Source organism: Micromonospora sp. NPDC047548 (assembly GCF_040642975.1).
Taxonomy (GTDB): Bacteria; Actinomycetota; Actinomycetes; order Mycobacteriales; family Micromonosporaceae; genus Micromonospora.
The window spans coordinates 233689-251205 of sequence record NZ_JBEYTI010000007.1 but is presented as its reverse complement, the minus strand read 5'-3'; the positions used below and the strand labels follow the sequence as shown (position 1 = coordinate 251205).

15 protein-coding genes are annotated in these 17517 nt (G+C 70.1%); 2 read left to right on the top strand and 13 right to left on the bottom strand.

What is annotated here, in order from left to right; translation table 11 throughout:
- Positions 1 to 3: 3 nt before the first annotated feature.
- The 8 genes from ABZ807_RS10795 to ABZ807_RS10760 form a co-directional block, all read right to left on the bottom strand.
- Complete coding sequence (locus ABZ807_RS10795; RefSeq protein WP_357155170.1) at positions 4 to 4209, bottom strand: LamG-like jellyroll fold domain-containing protein; 4206 nt, start codon at positions 4207 to 4209, stop codon at positions 4 to 6.
- Between the two features lie 70 nt (positions 4210 to 4279).
- Positions 4280 to 5143, bottom strand: a complete 864-nt coding sequence (locus ABZ807_RS10790; protein WP_357155169.1) for a cobalt transporter — start codon at positions 5141 to 5143, stop codon at positions 4280 to 4282.
- 3 nt (positions 5144 to 5146) lie between these two features.
- Positions 5147 to 5788 carry a hypothetical protein gene (locus ABZ807_RS10785; protein WP_357155168.1) on the bottom strand — a complete coding sequence of 214 codons (642 nt, stop codon included), beginning with the start codon at positions 5786 to 5788 and terminating at the stop codon, positions 5147 to 5149.
- A gap of 301 nt (positions 5789 to 6089) precedes the next feature.
- Complete coding sequence (locus ABZ807_RS10780) at positions 6090 to 6686, bottom strand: SRPBCC family protein (RefSeq protein ID WP_357155248.1); 597 nt, start codon at positions 6684 to 6686, stop codon at positions 6090 to 6092.
- Between the two features lie 92 nt (positions 6687 to 6778).
- A complete protein-coding gene (locus ABZ807_RS10775; protein ID WP_357155166.1) occupies positions 6779 to 6925 on the bottom strand; it encodes a hypothetical protein in 147 nt (48 codons plus the stop codon).
- A gap of 21 nt (positions 6926 to 6946) precedes the next feature.
- The gene (locus ABZ807_RS10770) at positions 6947 to 7555 is read right to left on the bottom strand and encodes a TetR family transcriptional regulator (protein ID WP_357155164.1); all 609 of its coding nucleotides are present in this window, start codon (positions 7553 to 7555) and stop codon (positions 6947 to 6949) included.
- Complete coding sequence (locus ABZ807_RS10765) at positions 7542 to 8285, bottom strand: hypothetical protein (RefSeq protein WP_357155163.1); 744 nt, start codon at positions 8283 to 8285, stop codon at positions 7542 to 7544. Before ABZ807_RS10765 ends, ABZ807_RS10770 begins: the two co-directional genes overlap by 14 nt.
- Complete coding sequence (locus ABZ807_RS10760) at positions 8282 to 9214, bottom strand: ATP-binding cassette domain-containing protein (protein WP_357155161.1); 933 nt, start codon at positions 9212 to 9214, stop codon at positions 8282 to 8284. Before ABZ807_RS10760 ends, ABZ807_RS10765 begins: the two co-directional genes overlap by 4 nt.
- 237 nt (positions 9215 to 9451) lie before the next feature.
- Here ABZ807_RS10760 and ABZ807_RS10755 point away from each other — a divergent pair, with 237 nt between their 5' ends.
- Positions 9452 to 10537 (top strand): GNAT family N-acetyltransferase, encoded by a 1086-nt coding sequence (locus ABZ807_RS10755; protein WP_357155159.1) that lies wholly within the window; start codon positions 9452 to 9454, stop codon positions 10535 to 10537.
- A gap of 132 nt (positions 10538 to 10669) precedes the next feature.
- On the opposite strand, the gene ABZ807_RS10750 is transcribed toward ABZ807_RS10755, so the two are convergent.
- The 5 genes from ABZ807_RS10750 to ABZ807_RS10730 all read right to left on the bottom strand — a co-directional run bounded on the left by ABZ807_RS10750 (position 10670) and on the right by ABZ807_RS10730 (position 16462).
- Positions 10670 to 12055 carry a rhodanese-like domain-containing protein gene (locus ABZ807_RS10750; protein ID WP_357155157.1) on the bottom strand — a complete coding sequence of 462 codons (1386 nt, stop codon included), beginning with the start codon at positions 12053 to 12055 and terminating at the stop codon, positions 10670 to 10672.
- 204 nt (positions 12056 to 12259) lie between these two features.
- On the bottom strand, positions 12260 to 12688 hold the full coding sequence (locus tag ABZ807_RS10745; RefSeq protein ID WP_357155155.1) for a carbonic anhydrase: 429 nt from the start codon (positions 12686 to 12688) through the stop codon (positions 12260 to 12262).
- Between the two features lie 2 nt (positions 12689 to 12690).
- Complete coding sequence (gene sulP / locus ABZ807_RS10740; protein ID WP_357155153.1) at positions 12691 to 14463, bottom strand: sulfate permease; 1773 nt, start codon at positions 14461 to 14463, stop codon at positions 12691 to 12693.
- Positions 14460 to 15050, bottom strand: coding sequence for a rhodanese-like domain-containing protein (locus ABZ807_RS10735; protein WP_357155151.1), 591 nt, complete (start codon positions 15048 to 15050; stop codon positions 14460 to 14462). The genes sulP and ABZ807_RS10735 overlap by 4 nt, the downstream gene beginning before the upstream one ends.
- Positions 15051 to 15127: 77 nt before the next feature.
- Complete coding sequence (locus ABZ807_RS10730) at positions 15128 to 16462, bottom strand: MBL fold metallo-hydrolase (protein WP_357155149.1); 1335 nt, start codon at positions 16460 to 16462, stop codon at positions 15128 to 15130.
- Between the two features lie 130 nt (positions 16463 to 16592).
- Here ABZ807_RS10730 and ABZ807_RS10725 point away from each other — a divergent pair, with 130 nt between their 5' ends.
- The gene (locus ABZ807_RS10725) at positions 16593 to 17441 is read left to right on the top strand and encodes a GntR family transcriptional regulator (protein ID WP_357155147.1); all 849 of its coding nucleotides are present in this window, start codon (positions 16593 to 16595) and stop codon (positions 17439 to 17441) included.
- Positions 17442 to 17517 lie beyond the last annotated feature (76 nt).

Sequence of the window (17517 nt, the reverse complement as noted above, 5' to 3'; positions counted from 1 at the left end):
CGATCAGCGGGTGCGCTCGACCACCGTCAGCGTGAAGTCGTCGTACGACGCCGCGTGGGTCTTGTCGCCGCCGTAGACCGCCCGCGCCTGGTGGGTGCCGGGGTTGGGCAGCATGGGGACGGTGCAGGAGGCGATGCCCTTCTTGACCGGGGCCTCGCAGAGCACGTCCTCACCGATCATGAACTGCACTGGACCGGTCGCCGTGGTCGGCGTGACGGCCGCGGTCAGTTTCAGGGTCGACTTCCAATTGGCCTGTACGTCGTTGGCGCGGACCGAGGTCGGAGTGAGCTCCACGGTCGGGACCGCGGTGACGGTGACCACCCGGTTGGCGACCGCCTGGTTGCCGTTGGTGTCGGAGACCAGGTAGGACAGCGCGTAGCTGCCCGGGGTGGTGGTGTCGACGGTGCCGACCACCTGGATCCTGTCGGTGACGTCGCCGTCGGTGTTGTCCACCGCGGTGACCCCGGCCAGCGGATCGAACGCCTGCCCCTGCTTGACCGAGGTCGTGGCGGGGACGGTCAGCACCGGCGCGGTGACGTCGGTGCCGGCGGCGGTGGCGATGAAGATGCCGCCGAACTGGTCGATCGAGCCCACCTGGTCACCGTCGCCGGTGTGGCTGGTGGTGGTCCAGGCATAGAGCTCGCGCTCGGTCAGGCCGCTCCACTGCACGGTGGCCGGCCAGCCCGACTTGGCGGTGGCCTGACCGATCACGGTGTCGGTCGGCGTGACCAGGACGAGACCGTCGGTGCTGAAGCTGGTCTTCCGCGTCGACAGGTCGATCGGCAGCACCATGTTGTCCTCTGCGCCGTTGTAGCGCTTGCGGTCGTCGTACTCGCTGGCACCGAAGTTGTCGAGCATCGGCGAGTAGGTGTCGATGCTCATCTGGGCCCGGTCGACGTCGATCTGCAGCAGCCGCAGGAAGCTGGCGCCGAACTGCAGCAGGTCGCCCTTCTTGTGGTCGACGGTGCCGTCGCCGTTGAGGTCGAGGTTGCCATTGGCGTCGACCTTTTCCGGCCACAGTTCGCCGGCTGTCATCTTGTAGAACTGGTAGTCCGCGAGCAGTTCGACCACGTTGTGCTCGACGGTGACGCCGACCCCGGTCTTGAGATTCGTGCCGACGCCGTGCTCGTGACCGGCGAGGACCAGGAACACGTTCGGGTTGGCCGCCACGATGCTCGAGAAGGCCCGCGATCCGTCGGTGGAGAAGTTGGCGCCCCGGCCGTCCGGCGCGGCCGACGGGGCGATGTAGGCGTGCGTCAGCAGGATGCCGTTGCGGTCGTGGTAGCGCTGGAAGATGGAGCTGGCCCAGTCGGCCTCGGCCTGGGTGACGCCGTAGGAGAGGCCCACCGCGACGAAGTCCAGACCGCCTGCGGAGAAGAGGACGTAGTTGTTCTGGTTGTCCTTACCGCGGGTGACCACGGCGCCGGAGGCATCGGTGGTCTCGTCCCAGGCGTGGTACGCCGCCTTGAGCTCGGCCGGCCACAGCTTGGACCCCTCGTAGTAGCGCTCCGGGCCGTAGTACTGGTTGAACCGCGAGGTCGGGCCGGTCTCGGCACCGCCCTGGTTGTCGTGGTTGCCCGCGACGACCTGGTTGACCAGTCCGGCCGCATCCAGGGTGCGCTGCGCCTCGGCGGTGAACTGGAACTCCTTGGTCACCTGCTCGTCCAGACCGGGGCGGAGCAGGTTGCCGCTGGAGTCGGTGGCCAGCGGGTTGGTGTAGTCGTTCTCGGTGATGTCACCGGTGTGCGCGGTGTAGGCGATCTTCCGGCGGGCGGCGTTGTCGGCCAGCCACTGGGTGGTGTCCCGGTAGGACTTCGCCCAGAGCGCCTGCTCCTCCATGGTCATCTTGTCGGTGGGCTCGACGATGCCGTCGAAGTCGTCGTACGTGCCACCGACCGCGCCCTCGGCAAGGTACTGGGTGTCGGTGAAGTGGGCCAGCGAGAAGTCGTAGGCCGCCGGGTCCTCGAAGTGGTCCCTGTTGGCCGGGGCACCGGCGCTGGCGTCGCGCGATGCCAGGTCGTCGGCGAACGGGTCCTGGCCGGTGACCAGGACGTGGACCACGCCGTTGTCGACCAGCTCCGGCTGGACGACGGCCTTCAGCGCGGTCTCACCCTCGGCCTGCCCGCGGGCGGTGGCGAGCTCGGTCCACGCCTGGGTGGTGCTGTTCCACGCGTGCAGCGAGACCGCGCGCTCGGGGTCGACCACACCGTTCCACAGGATCTGGCGACGTTCGGTCGACGCCGGCACCTGGACGTCGTACCGCTGGAAGGGGATGTCGCCCGTGGAGGGGCTGTCGACGCCCTTGCCGTCCGGGCGCGGTGCAGCGCCGATCTGGCCGCCCTCGGTGTAGGAGAAGTCCAGCGCGGACGGCATCACCGGGACGACACCCTGGATGCCGCCGGCGGGGACACTCGGGGTGGCCTGCTTGAAGGTGGTGGTGACCTCGCCGCCGTCGGGGTTGTGGGCGATCGCGGAGAGGGCCACCCGGCCGCTGCCCTGACCGACCTCGGTGCCGCCGCTGGTCGGAATGGCGTCGGAGGTGAAGCTCACGGTCTTGCTGACCGGCTTGCCGAAGACGTCGGTTGCCGAGATCTGCAGGGTGTGGCTGCCGGACTTCAGGCCGGCGCCGATCTCCTGGCCGACCTGGACCGGCTCGCCGTCGAGCAGGTACCGCCAGCCGGTGGCGTTGCCCTGGTTGGTGACTTTGATCTGGAACCCGGTCGGGCGGCTGAGGTGGGCACCCTCGGCCGGGATGGTCGAGGTGACGACAACAGCCGCGTCACGGGCGTCGCCGAAAGCGGCGATGTTGAGCGCCTTGACCTCGTCGAGGGTCAGCACCTTGGAGTAGATCCGGGCGTTGAGCACGGAGGCCGGGGCCCAGAACTGGTTGACCGAGTCGGCGCCGATGTAGAAGGCGTTGCGGGCGGCGCCACCGGGCAGCCCGAGCGTGCCGGCGGCCGGGGCCTCGGCCGCGAGGACGCCGTCGACGTAGAGCCGGATGGCCTGTCCGTCCCACGTGCCGACCGCGTGGTACCAACGGCCGGAGACGATCTGGGTCTGCGCCGACTTGTAGCCGCCGCCGACGTACGCGGTGAAGGTCAGCTTGTCGCCGTAGATCACGACCGAGTAGCCGCCGCTCTCCTTGTCGGAGCAGACCGAGTGCTCACCGCTGTTGGGCAGCGTGCCGTTGGACTTCAGGGTGCACTCGATGGAGACCTTGGTGCTGATCTTGCTCCACTGGTCGCCGAAGGCGTAGGAGTAGGCGTCGTTGGCGCCGTCGAAGGAGGCGACCGGCGCCTTCACCGCGGTGTCCTGCGCGATCACCGGCTCGCCGTGGATGGCGACGGCGAGGTTCTGCGCGTCGTCCTTCGGGGTGCCGTCGTCGAAGTCGACGTCGAGGACGTCGGCCACCGGGACCGGCGGCTTGGTGTTGTATGCCGACGCCAGCTCGGCAACCTGGGCGCTGCTCAAGGCGGCGCTCCAGACCTTGCTCGCGGCGAACGAGGCGGGCGGGGCGACCTGGCCGATGCCGGTCGGAGCGGCGTCGGCGCCGACCACGAAGCGGCGCGCGGTGGAGACCGGCGGGGTGAGCGCACCGGTGGCCGCGGCCGAGCCGGCCAGCTGGCCGTTGACGTAGAGGCTCAGGGACTGGCCGTTCCAGACCGAGGCGGCGTGGTACCAGCGGTTGCCGCTGATCGGGGTCAGCACCGACTTGTAGCCGCCGCCGATGTGGGCCATCGTGCCGAGGTTGCCGCCGTTGACGTAGACCGAGAAGCCGCCGCCCTCCTTGTCGGAGCAGAGGTCCTTCTCGCCGCTCACCGGCATCGGGGTCTCGACCCGGAAGACGCACTCGATGGCGAAGCCGGCGGAGAACCTGCTCCACTGGTCGGTGAAGTCGAAGGAGACCGCGTCGTCGACCCCGTCCACCTTGAGCAGGTCGTGACCGAACGCCGCATCGGTGGCGTAGCTCGGAGCGCCCCAGGTGGTGGGGGCGAGGCCCTGGGCCCGGTCGGTGGTGGTGCCGCCGCTGAAGGCGACGTCGAGCACGTCGGCAGCCGGAACCGTGACGGCCGCAGCCGCCTGGCTGGTGCTGGCCGAGGTCTGAACGGCCTGGGCGGGCTGCATCAGCGCGCCGGCCATCGCGAGCCCGAGGGTGGCCGCGCTCAGGCGGCGCCACCTCTGGGCGAACGGATGGAGTCGTGTCGTCACGACATCTCCTTTTCTGGGGTTTCTGCGTTGGTGTTGGGTGGGTAGCCGGCCGGTAATCCGGTGAGGAAGGTCAGGTGCCGGGTAGGCCGGCTACGGCGGAGGCGGAGATGCCGACGCCAATGAGGGTGATCCCGCAGGCGGCCAGCACCGGGGCCACCCGGGTGGCCAACTGCAGGAGGACGTGGGACTGGGCGGCGCGCGTCACGAGGGAGCGGCCGGTGAGAGCCATGAGGCCGACGGTGAAGAGCACCGCGGCGAGCCCGAGGCCGAAACAGACCACGAGGACGAGAGCGAACCCGGCCCGCCCCGCGAAGATGCCGGTCACCAGCACGAGGAAGGCCGCCGGCGAAGGCGTCAGGCCGCCGGACATGCCGAGAAGGAGGAGACCCGGGCGGGACGGGCCGGTGTGGCCATGTCCGTGGTCGTGGTCGTGGTCGTGGCTGTGGTCGTGGCTGTGGCTGTGGCTGTGGCTGTGGCTGTGAGCATGACCACGCCGATGCAGGTGGCGTCGCAGCAGCCAGAGCCCGACGGCGACGACGGTCAGGCCAGCCGTCAGCTGCAGTCCGGTGGTCAGTCGCTCGAGGCTGACCAGGTCGGAGAGGGAGAAGAAGGTCCAGGCGACCGCGATGGCCAGCACCGAGACGGTGTGCATCGCGGCCACCGAGAAGCCCAGCCAGGCGGCGTCGCGGACCCGACCCCGGGAGCCGATCAGGTACGCCGCCGCGAGACTCTTGCCGTGGCCGGGTGCGAGTCCGTGCGCCGCCCCAGCCACGAAGGCGATCACCAGGGCCACGGGCGCGAACCCCGGCGACTGCACCGTCTCGGTCAGTCGATCGCCGAACTCTGCGGCTCCGAAGAGATCGACATCGAGGAGGGCCGTGGGGCCGGAGCCGAGGGGTGCCGCCGCGGTGCCGAGGCTGGTGATCGCGTTCATGGTTCAGGCCTTTCGTTCGCGCCGGCGGTACCAGAACGCTCCGGCTGCGACGACGGCCAGCAGGACGCCCCCGACAACCGAGAGCTGCAGGGCGCTGCTACCCGAGGAGACGGCGGCTACGGTCCGGGTGGACACGGGGCGGGAACCGGCGTCGCTGATGGTCCAGTCCGCCGACTCGTGCGTGGCGTCGTACACCGCCTTCTGCCCATCGGGGCCTCTGGCGAGAGTCCGGTAGGCCTCGTGCAGGTCGGTGAGCATCCGGGACGTCACGGTCACTGTGCTCACCGGTTCGGGACACGTGAACAGCACCTCGGCGCCGTCGGCCACCAGATCGTCGGGCACGCTGACCTCGCCCTTGCAGGGCCGCCCGACCTGGGTCACGGTGATCCGCTCGGTCAGGTACTCGGCGAACTCGGGAGCCCCAGCCATCGCCTCGGCATCGGAGGCCTTGTAGATCACCGCGCCGTCCAGCATCACCCGGTCCTTCGGGAGCACGCCGAGGGCGATGCCGAGCAGGGTCAGGTCATCGGTTCCGCCGACGAGCCAGCGGACCCGCACATCGTGATCACCCTCGCCCACGACCACGACCTGCTGTGGGGCACCGAAGGGATGCGCCGAGGCCGAGTCCGGAACCAGCCCTCCCATCAGCACCAGTGCGAGCACTCCCCAGGAGCAACGCCAGGCGTGGCGTTGGGCACGGCGACACAGGGCAGACACAACAGACTCTCACTCGCTCGGAGATCGGGCGGAAACGCAATGACTGTTTCGGCCGCAGATGACCAACAAGGTCACAGAAACTGAGCAAGCCCTTACGGAGACATTGCTGAACTGCGAAACCAATGAGCCCTGTTCATCGTGTGCAGCGGGCGTCTTCGGCGGCTCGGAGGGCGAGGATGGCCTGCACGATCGCGGTGGTGCGGCGGGAGCAGCAACGGCGCCATGCGACTCAGACTCTCTCCAGGGCCTCCTTCAATCGCAGCAGTGTCAGTCGCATCGTCTGCCGGTTGTGCGAGGCTCGATCCCGGACCCCTGAGGTCAGGGCACTCAGCCGGCGCCGGGCGGGGCCGCGCCGGTCCCGCCAGGACTGGATCACCTCGGTACGGGTACCGTCTGGCGCCCTGAACCAGGTCGAAGCGCCACGAGGCGATGCGGCCGCCCGACGACACGTCGAAAGCGAAACACGTCGGTCGGTGACGGTGACGGTGCATCGGGTCGTCCAGGCCCGCCACCGGCCGATTCGGTTGTGGCCGGTGAATCGTGTCCCCACCATCGGTTCGGCGTCCGGGTCTGCCAGGGTGGCGCCCACGCACTCCGGGCTCCACTCCCCCATCCGGCGGACGTCGCTGAGTGCCGCGTACACCGCCGCGGCGGGTACCTCGATGGCGGCCGCCGCCCAGGTGAACTCCAGGAGACCGGCGGTGCCGTGATACGACCCGGATACCGGATTGGCGCCCGGTACGGAAAGGGTGGCTTGCGGGTGGATGAGCTCGTTGACGGTTGCGGTGTCGCCGCATGAGATGGCGGCGTAGATCCGTGCCGCCACCTCACGCGGCGTGACGCCGCCGCCGGATCTTGTGCTGGGGATGCTGTTCACAGCTCTCCTCGGTCACACCGGATTGGCGTCCTGCGGGCCGGTCATTCGGGAGGTAGTACGCCGGTCAGGTGCAGGGCCAGGCCGATGGCCACCACGACCACGGCGGCCATCACGATCAACACCGTCCGGCGCCTGCCCGCTCGCCTGCCGTCAGGCCGGTACGGGGTGGGTTCGGTGGGTTCGTTCATCGCACGTCTCCTGGTTCGAAGTTATTGCCGCACGGCGATTGCCGTGGCGGTGGCGGCGAGGATCTGTTCCAGTTCGGCGCGGGCAGGTCGCGGCCATGCCTCACCGGCGACCAGCAGGTTGTGCAGCGCGCTGGCGATCAGGAACCCGAAGGCGTATTCGTCGATGTGGGGGGCGACGCGGTCGGCCTGCTTCTCCGCGGCGAGATAGCGCGACAGGACGACGGGAAGGGCACCCGGGCTCAAACCAACGTCGTGGGCGGTGGCGGCGACCGACTGCCGGAGCGCCTTGTCGGAGAGCAACTCCTCGGTGAGCGCAACCGCCGGCGAGTCCAGGAAAGCCTCGGCGAACCACATGAGGTTACCGGCGACGGTCGCGGAGCCGGCCCGCTGGACCAGTTCGTCACAGGTCGCCCGCAGCTTCTCCAGTTCGATGTGGACGATCGCGGCGACGATCTCGTGGCGATCGGCGAAGACCTTGTAGGGCAGACCGACGGCGCAGCCGGCCTCGGTGGCCAGCGCTCGCATGGTCAGGGCGGCCGCACCGTCGCGGGCGATCAGCCGGCGGGCGTGCTCGATGAGCGAGGACCGTAGCTGTTCGGTCGTTTCGGCACTGCGCTTAGCCGGTGACATCGTCACGCTCCACCAGACGTACCCCGGCGGCCAGGGCGACGGCGATGACCCCGAGCAGGACAGCGGCGGCGGCACCCGCCGGCAGCAGATGGTCGGCCGGCTGACGGCGCAGGCTCAGCGACGCGATCCCCGGCAGCCACCGGAAGACCTTCGGCGCCGCGGCGAACAGCGCCGGCTCGACCAGAACCGTCCAGGCCAGGGCACCGACGATGGCCGGCACTGGCCTTCGTACGATCGCCCCGATCGCGACCCCGAGAACGCCGAACAGTGCGGCGACCGCGACACACCCGACAAGCGTCAGCCACACCGCCGATCGGTCGAGCGGCAACGTGAGGCCTTTGGCTCGGTACCAGCCCCAGGCGGTCGCGGTCGCCGCCACGGCGGCGGCCATTCCGTAGACCGTCCCGATCCCCAGGTAGACGACTGTCTTGACGGTCACCACGCGCCACCGACGCGGGGTGCTCAGGAAGGCCTGGCTGACCTGCCCGAAACGCCACTCGCCGGCCATGCCGATGATGCCGGCCACCAGCACGAGGACCGCTCCGCCGGCCGCACCGTGCAGGGCCGCCCGTATCTGGTGATCGCCGAGAAGGTCGACCGGCTTCCCGTCGACGGCGATCAGCGGCGCGAGGGTACCCAGAATCCCGATGGCGGCGGTGCTCATCAGCAGCCACCACGTGACAGGGGTGGACCGCACCTTGCGCAACTCGGCCCGGAAAAGCTGACTCATGACGACACCGCCACATCTGACAACGGGTGGGGCATCGACCCGGCCAGCCGGAAGTACACGTCCTCGAAACTGCCGGTGCGCTCGGTCAACCAGTAGACCGGCCCGGCGCCGACCGCGGCCACCGCCTCGCCCGTTTCCCGGGCCGACAATCCCTCGATGAGCAGGCCGTCACCATCGGCAACGACCTTGACCTGGCGGGCCCGCAGTTCCTGGACCAGCGGGGCCGGATCAGCGCAGCGCAACTCCACCACGTGTGACTGCTCGGCGAGCAGGTCGTCGAGTGTGGTGTCGGCGATCAGCCGACCACGGTCGATGATCACGACCCGGTGGGCGACCTCCGCCAGCTCGGACAGCAGGTGACTGGAGACGAGCAGGGCCCTGCCCTCCTCGGCCAGTCGGCGCAGCAGATCGCGGACCCACAGGATGCCGGGCGGATCAAGGCCGTTGACCGGTTCGTCGAGAATCAGGATTCCCGGGTCGCCCAGCAGCGCCCCGGCCAGAGCCAGTCGTTGCAGCATGCCCATCGAGAAACCGTCTACCCTCCGGTGGGCGTGCTCGGTCAACTCCACCAGGTCCAGGACCTCGTCGACCCGCCTACGGGGCAACCCGCCCGCCAAGGCCATGATCGACAAGTGGGTCCGGGCCGAATGGCCCGGGTGGGCACCGGGCCCGTCAACGACCGCGCCGACCTCGCGGCGGGGCTGCTCCAGATCCCGGTACGGCCGCCCGTTCACCCACGCGGTCCCGCTTGACGGCGCCACCAGGCCAAGCAGCATCCGCATCGTCGTCGTCTTACCCGCACCGTTCGCTCCCACGAAGCCGGTGATCGTGCCCGGCGGGACCTGGAATGAGACGTCATCGACTGCAACGCGATCGCCGAACACTTTCTTGAGGGAGCGGCATTCGATGGCCCCCGTTCGTGAACTCATGTTCACGACATTATCGTGAACATGAGTTCACCACAAGGATGCGCGCATGGTTTCTTCACGAGCCGCGTGATCCCCGCTCGCCCCGCCGGCAACACGACGATCCGCGACGTCTTCATCGACGCGTCACCGGACGGTCACTGGTTCGGCCTCTGGCGCCGCGACAATGGCCGTCCGACGCCTGGCCTCCGGACACCAGCGTCGCCACATCGTCCCGTCGCACGCCGAAGGCAGGCCGCTGTGTCCGAGCCCATCACCCACCCCGTCGCCGGCCCGCTCGCCGGCCCGCTCGCCGGCGTCGTTGCCGACGTCCTGCTCGCCGACGTACCCGAGGCCGTCATCGGCGAGGTCATCGCGGAACTACTGCCCGCCGAGGGCCCGCAGGCGCTCACCGACGATTCGGTGGAGGCCGTCGCCGCTATCACCGAATTGGTCGAGGCCGCGACCCGGCAGGTGTTCGCTCCCGACCCGCTGGCCGATCCGGTCGCGGCCCTCACCAGCCCGACGCCCACACCGCAACCGACCGGCCCGGCCGCTGCGGCCGCCGCCCGCGCCAATGTCGACATCCGTCCGGTCGACACGCACGTCGACGTCGCCGCCGCCGTCAGCGTCCTCGACGGGGTCTTCGCCCCGGGTGCGGGAAACCACTTCTATCCGCCGAGCCTGCTGCGCAACCTGCTCGCCGCCGGCGCGCCGGTGCTGCTGGCCTGGGACGGCGGGGCTCCCGTCGGCGTGGTGCTCGCGTTGCCGGGATGGACCGCCAACGGCCAGCCGCTGGTGCAGTCCGGCCCATTGGCGGTGTTGCCCACCGCCCGCGGCCGCGGCGTGTCGGCCGCGCTCAAGCTCGCCCAGCGGGCCTGGGCCCTCGATCGGGGCGTCACCGAGATCCGCTGGACGTTCGACGCGATGGCCGCGGTCAACGCCAACCTCAACCTGCGCCGGCTCGGCGCGACCGTAGAGGCATTCCTGCCCGGCTACGAGGGTCTCCGCGACGCCGACAGCCCCACCCCACTGCCGTACGACCGGTTGCTCGTCGCCTGGCATCTCACCGGCGAGCCCGCCACACCCGCCGACGACGACACCGAGCTGGTGTGGGCAGTCGCCGCCACCGACGGGCTGCCAGTGCTCGACCCGGCCTGGACCGTCGCTCCCGCCGCGCTGGTCGCAGTGCCGACCGACATCTCCGCGCTGCGCCGAAACGCCCCGGCCGCAGCCAGCGCCTGGCAGCACGCCGTCGGCGGCGTGCTGCAGGAGGCCCTTGCCTCCGGCTGGCGGGCCGGCTGGGATCCCCGCGGCGCCTACCGGCTCACCGCGCCCACCCACTGACCGCCGAGAGCGGCTGCGGTTACGGCGGGAACGGTAGGGGCCGCGGTGGTGCACACGGAATTGAAGTCGGCAGGGTGGGTCGGGCCGGTCGGGGTGGCCGTCGACAACGGCCACCCCCTCTTCGACCGGTGCTCAGGCTGCGGTGGGATGCAGCATCGTCTGCCAGGCGGCGTAGCCGCCGAGCAGGTCGGACACGTCAGTCCCGCCAGCGTTGCGCAGCAGGCTGGCCGCGACCGAGGAGCGGTAGCCCCCGGCGCAGTGCACGACGATCGGCCGGCCGTCGGGCACCTCGTCGAGTCGGCGAGACAGCTCGGCGACCGGGATGTGCAGTGAGCCCTCGATGGTGCCCTGCTCGCGCTCGCCGATGTTGCGCACGTCGAGCACGAGCGGTGGCTCGGCCCGGTCGAGCGCCTCGCGCAGCTCGCTGGCAGTGACCCGGCTGGCCCGGGCCAGGTCGCCCACCATGTCGAGGAACGCGTGCTCGGGTTCGCGCAGGTAGCCGACGACGTGGTCGAAACCGATCCGGGCGAGCCGGGTGACGATCTCCTCTTCGCGGTCCTGCTGGGCCACCACGAGGATGGTGCGGTCGGGAGCGACGACGCTGCCGGCGGTCTCGGCGAAGCGGCCGTCGACGGGGATGTTGATCGCGCCACGGAGGTGCCCGGCGGCGTACTCGTGAGGGTCACGGGCGTCGACCACGACGGCGCCGTCCGCGCGGGCGGCGAGGAACTCGGCGGGGCCGAGCGGCTGGGCGGGCCGGGTGTGGTCGAACAGCTCGCGGTCCTTGCGGTTGAGCACGGCGTCAAAGGCGAAATATCCGGGAGCTGACGGCTGGCCACCGGTGACCAGAGCCAGAAACTGTTCCTGGCTCATCGGCGCGCACGCGTAGTTGGTGCGGCGCTGTTCACCGATGGTGGACTGCCGCTCGGTGGACAGGTTCTTCCCGCACGCCGAACCCGCGCCGTGGGCGGGGAACACCCGCACCGGGTCGGGCAGGCTCATGAGCTTGTGCTGCACGCTGTCGTAGAGCATGCGGCCCAACTCGTCGGCGGTGACGCCGAACGAGGCGAGCAGGTCGGGCCGGCCGACGTCGCCGATGAACAGCGCGTCGCCGGTCATGACCCCGTACGGCACGGCGTCGTCGGCGTGCTCGTGGACCAGCACGCTGATCGACTCCGGGGTGTGCCCCGGAGTCTCGATGATCTCCAGGGTGACGTCGCCGAGGCTGATCCGCTCGCCGTCGGCGAACTTGCGGATCGGGTACTCGGTCTCGGCCCGCTGTCCGTAGCCGATCCACGCCCCGGTCGCCGCGGCCACCTCCAGGTGGCCGGCGAGGAAGTCAGCGTGGAAGTGGGTGTTGATCACCCCTTCGATCGTCAGCCCACGGGCCTGGGCGTCAGCGAGGTACTCGTCGATGTCACGGCGCGGGTCGACCAGCACGGCGCGCTTCGTGGTGTCGTCGGCGACCAGGTACGACGCCTGCGACAGGCAATCCAGGTAGTACTGGGTGAACAGCATCTGCCAACTCCTCTGCAGAGATGGCGGCCAATGGAGCCGCCTCTTCTCTTATACCCCCCAGGGTATCCGATCCGCCACTGCAACCAGCGTCTCTCCCGGGTAGGGGCCTCCGGCCCTACGTAGGTTGGTTCACGCTGTCATCGGCATCCCCCGCTCCTGTGCCGCTTCTCAGTAGCGGTGGCAGGACCTGTACGAAACCGGGCCCTACGCCGCTGGCCGCACGCCGGTGGCCGCTGGTGGCACCTCAGCGACGAGTTCGGGATCCCAGCACTGCTCCCCGCACCGATCGGCATGGACGGCGAGGATTCTGGTGTTGGGTAGCCGTCCAGCCACTCGGGCAAGGCTCTGACGTAGCTGGTCGCGATGCTCATCGACGGACACCGGGTTGCCGGCGCAGTCGGAGTGGGCGGCGATGACCAGCGTGGCGCTGCCATGGGCCCGCTGGGAGACCTGCACCTTCTCCAGGAGAACCTCCAGGCATCGCTCACCGGTGCCGGCCAGCACAGCCTCTGGTCCGGGTTCCGTGATCGTGTCGAGGTACTCGACATCGAGGTGTTTTCTCACCCACTCGTTGAGGGGTTGCTGGATACGCCCGTCGATACAGGTGAACATCGTGGCGAATCGGTCGGGCACGGTTACAGCACCTCCTGGGGTACGGGCGGCCGGTCGGGCTCGGGTGCCGTCCGACGCGGCGGATCGGACGCCTCGTTCCCGGTCGCCGTGAGGGCGGCGGTGACGTCCCGGTGTACGTGGCCGGCCTCGTGCATCAGTCGCCACACGCCGGCCCGATCGAGCAGGTCACGCACCGGACCCCGAACGGTCGCCACGTGGAGGACCACCCCGCGCGCCGCAGCGCGCTGGCCCAGTTCCACCAGGGCGTGGGCGCCGTCCGCGTCGATGTCGCTGATCGCGCTGGCGTCGAGCACGATGGCCTCCAGCGCCTCCCGCTGTTCGGCCAGTGCGAGCAACCGGTCCTCGAGGAATTGGGCATTGGCGAAGTAGAGCGGGCCGTCCACCCGGATGATCGCGACCCGGGGGTCAGTGACCAGACCGTGGTACCGGTCCACGTTGCGGTAGGTGTCCGTGTCGGGAACGCGACCCAGTTCTGCGGTGTGCGGCCGGGCGGAGCGCCACAGGAAGACTCCGAGGCTGAACACCACGCCGGCGGCGAGACCGGGCTCGACCCCGAACATCAGGGTGACCAGGAACGTCAGGGCCAGAGTCAGCCCATCCGACCGGCGGGATCGCCACGCGGTGGCGGCCGCCCCGCGGTCGACCAGGCCGAGTACCGCTACCACGACGATGGTGGCAAGTACGGCCTTGGGCAGGTGGTAGAAGGCGGGCGTCAACACGAGCGCGGTGAGGGCCACCATCGCCGCCGTCAGCACCGTGGCCATCGGCGTACGTGCGCCGGCGGAGAAGTTGACCGCGCTGCGGGAGAAGCCGCCGGCCACCGGAAACGCCTGGAAGAGCCCGGCCGAGACGTTGGCGGCCCCGACCGCCACCAGTTCCTGATTGGGGCTGACATGCTGGCGGGACTTCGCCGCGAGAGCCTTGGCCACGGCGATGCCCTCCATGTAGGCGACCAGCGCGATGGCCACCGCCGCAGGCACCAGCGCCTGGATGTCCTGACCGGACAGTGCAGGCAGCGCAGGTGCCGGGATCCCCCCAGGGACTTCGGTGAGGATCTGCACACCGCGCTCGCCGAAGGACAGCGCGGCGCTGATCGCGGTGACTCCGGCCACGACGAGCAGTGCGCCGGGCAGTTTCGGCACGTACCGGCGCAGGAGCACCAGTCCGGCGACGCTGGCCAGGGAGATGACAATCGTCAGCCCGTGGGCGGTGGTCGCCGACCTCCAGACCGATTCGACGATCTCCGGGAAGGTCTCCGCCCTACCCGCCTTGAGCCCGAACAGGTCCTTGACCTGGCTGGCGGCGATGACGATCGCGGCGGCGGAGGTGAACCCGGACAGCACCGAGTGGGACATGAAGTTGACCAGCACACCGAGGCGCAGCACGCCCATCAGCGCCTGGATCGCCCCGACCAGGAGGGCGAGCAGGCCGGCGAGGGCCGCGTAGCGGGCCGGATCGCCGTCGGCGATAGGGGCAAGCGCGGCGCTGGTCATGAGCGCGGTGATGGCCACCGGCCCGACGGCGAGGGATCCGGAGGTACCCAGCAGCGCGTAGACCAGCAGCGGCACGATCGAGGCGTAGAGACCGGTGACCGGCGGCATGCCGGCCAGCGCGGCGTAGGCCATGCTCTGCGGCACCAGCATGACCGCTACGGTCAGGCCGGCGATCAGGTCGTGACGCAGGGTGACCCGGTCGTAGCGGCGCAGCCAACCCAGTAGCGGCACCACTCGGGCCAGACCGGAGCGGTCCTGCTGGATGTACCCGGCCGCGCTCATACCCCCCTCCCCTCACGACGGAGCCGTCCGAGGGAGGCGTTGACGTCGCAGCCTGCCCCACGGTTGTACGGCAGTCGGGACAGCAGCGCGCCCATCGCGCAGGTGTTGGTCAGCGCCGCGAAGGTCAAACCGGCGCCGATGAAGCCGGCCACGAACCGCGCCGGTGGCACCCAGATGCTGGCGACGATCGACAGCACGACGATGCCGCCCGCGATCAGGCGGACCTGGCGCTCCAGGCTCCACCGTTCGCGGCCGCGCTCCACGGGGCCGCCTGCGGCAATCCAGGCGTTCATGCCGCCGGTGATGACGGTGGCGCCGGTGAGACCGGCTTTCGCCAGCTTGGTGCAGGCCTGGGTGGCGCGGTTGCCGGACTGGCACATCAGCAGCATCCGGCCGCCGGCGTCGTTGACGATCCGCCCCAGTTGGGCGTCGACCTGGTCCAGTGGCAGGTTGATCGAGGCCGGGACGTGAGCGGTTTCGAATTCGCCGGGCGTGCGCACGTCGACGATCAGGACGTCGGGGTTGTTGGCGATCAGGGCGCGGGCGGTGGCGACGTCCATGGCCGACGAGCCGTTCTTGGCGTTCATGTAGCACTCCATGTTCAGGTGTTGGGTGGCGGCCCGGCAGGCGGAGGGATCCACCCCGCCGGGAGGAGAAGAGATGGTCAGGGGATGCGGGCGGCGACCACGTCGGCGACGCCGGCGCCGGTCAGCACGACGGGCTGGCAGCCCTCCCGGGCCAGCAGCGTGGCGGCGATGGCGGCACGTCGACCGCTGCCACAGGCAACCAGCACCGGGCGCGCGGGATCGATCTCGGCGGGCACGCCGTCGCTGATCAGATCGGGCAGGAAACGTTCCACCGCCCCGTCCAGCCGCGCGGCCGCGCGTTCGTTGGGCATCCGCACGTCGAGCACCTGGGCGGTGGGGTCGGCGAGCCGGTTAACGAACGTGGACACGTCGACCAACTCGAATCGGTCGGTGGCGGCCTCACCCAGGTCGCGCAGAACCCCGCGGACGCTGTCGACGCCGATCTGCGCCAGCTGGGTGACCGGCTCGGTGATGTCCTGGTCGGGCTCGGCCACGAGCACGACAGGCGCCTGGTAGGGCAGCAGCCATCCGGCCCAACTGCCGAAGTCGTCGGCCATTTCGATCCCGACCGAGCCGGGCAGAAAGCCGGCGGCCTGCGCCGTGCGGGGGCGCACGTCGAGCACCTGCGTCCGATCCGGCTGGTCCGCCAGGTCCGCCAGGTCGAGCTCAGGCACGGTCAGCTCCGGCATCGGCGGGACGCCCAGGGTGTTCGCCGGGCCCATGTACTGGTAGAACGCCGGGATCGGCATCGGCTCGGCGAGCAGCCGATCGGCGAACTGCTCGACGTCGCTGACCGCCAGCAACGGGTTTCCCTCGAGCTCCTCGCCGATGGTGGAGGTGTAGCGACCGGCGCCGGTGGCGGTGCAGAAGGAGCCCTCGCCGTGGGTGGGATACAGGGCGACGTCGCCGGGCAGGCCGGCGAGGCGGTGCAGCGAACCGTGCTGCAGCTTGGCGAGCGTCCGGGCCCGGGCGGGGCCCAGCAGGTCCGGCCGACCGGCCGAGGCGACCAGCAGACTGCCGCCGGAGAACACGGCCACCGGTTCCCCGTCCACGAGCACCAGGTAGCTGGTGTGCTCGGGGGTGTGGCCCGGGGTGTGGATCGGGCGGATCGTCAGGCCCTCGGCCTTGATGTCCTCGAGATGGAACGCTGCGGTGTGTGGATAGGCAGCAGCCGCCGCAGCGGGCAGGACCAGTTCGGCCCCGGTACGGAGCGCTGCCTGTTCACCTCCGGAGACGTAGTCGTTGTGCAGGTGGGTTTCCAGCACGAACCGCAGCTCGACGTCGCGTTCGGCGGCCGCGTGCAGGAAGCGGTCGATATCGCGCTGCGGGTCGACCAGGACGCCCTTCCCCTGGTGGGTCAACAGGTACGTCTGGTCGCCTAGGCCTGGAGTACGGAATGACACGAGATCCACGGTGTGGCCCCTCCTCTAGACCCCCGTCGCATACCCCCGGGGGTAACCAGTTTCGAGTATGTACGAATGAACGGACAACCGCAAACCTCCCGTTCCACGACGCGAGCGAGGCACGTGGAGACCGCTACACTTGTCCGGTCAACCGAACAACTCGTGCGAAATGGCCAGCTCCGTGGCAGACCAGAAGTCGGCTCGGCTCCTCGACCGCAGCCTCCCCCTCCCTCTCTGGGCGCAGCTCTACGAAGACCTTGTACGGCGGCTGGAGGCGAAGGCGTTCAGCGGGGCGTTCCCCGGCGAGCATCAACTGGCGAACGAGTACGACGTGAGCCGGCACACCGTCCGCGAGGCGCTACGCCGGCTACGGCAGGCCGGGATTCTCGATTCCGGTCGTGGACGCCGCACCGACGTGCGGACAGCCCGCATCGAGCAACCACTCGGTGCGCTGTACTCGCTTTTCAGCGAGGTCCAGGCACGCGGCATGCACCAACGCAGCGAGGTCATCGCCAGGCGGCTGGGCCAGGATCCGACGGTCGCGAACCGGTTGGGCATCGACGCCGGGACCGCCTTCGTCTACCTCGAACGGCTGCGGTACGCCGACGAGCAGCCACTCGCCCTGGACCGCACGTGGCTGCTGGCGTCGTTCGCACGGCCACTGCTGGACGCGGACCTGACTGCGACCGGGGTCTACGCCGAGCTTGCCGGCCTCAGCGGTGTCCGCATCACCGGTGGCCAGGAGCGCATCTACGCCGTCACGCCCACCACAGATCAGCGCCGCCTCCTTGGCCTCGGTCGAGGCGTGGCTCTGCTGGCCATCGACCGGATCGGCCGCGTGAACGGTGACCCGGTCGAGTGGCGCGAGACGCTCGTGCGCGGCGACCGCTTCAGCGTCGTCGCGACGTGGACACGGCATACCCCGTACCAGATGGCGGTCGCCGATGGCTCCCCGCTGGGATCCGCCCGCTCGGGGTCCGCCGGGTGAGGTTACCCAGTGGCGAGCAGGAGTCCGAGGAGCGCCGATCGGGGCAGCGGTGCGCCCAGCCGGATCGCCCGCTCGC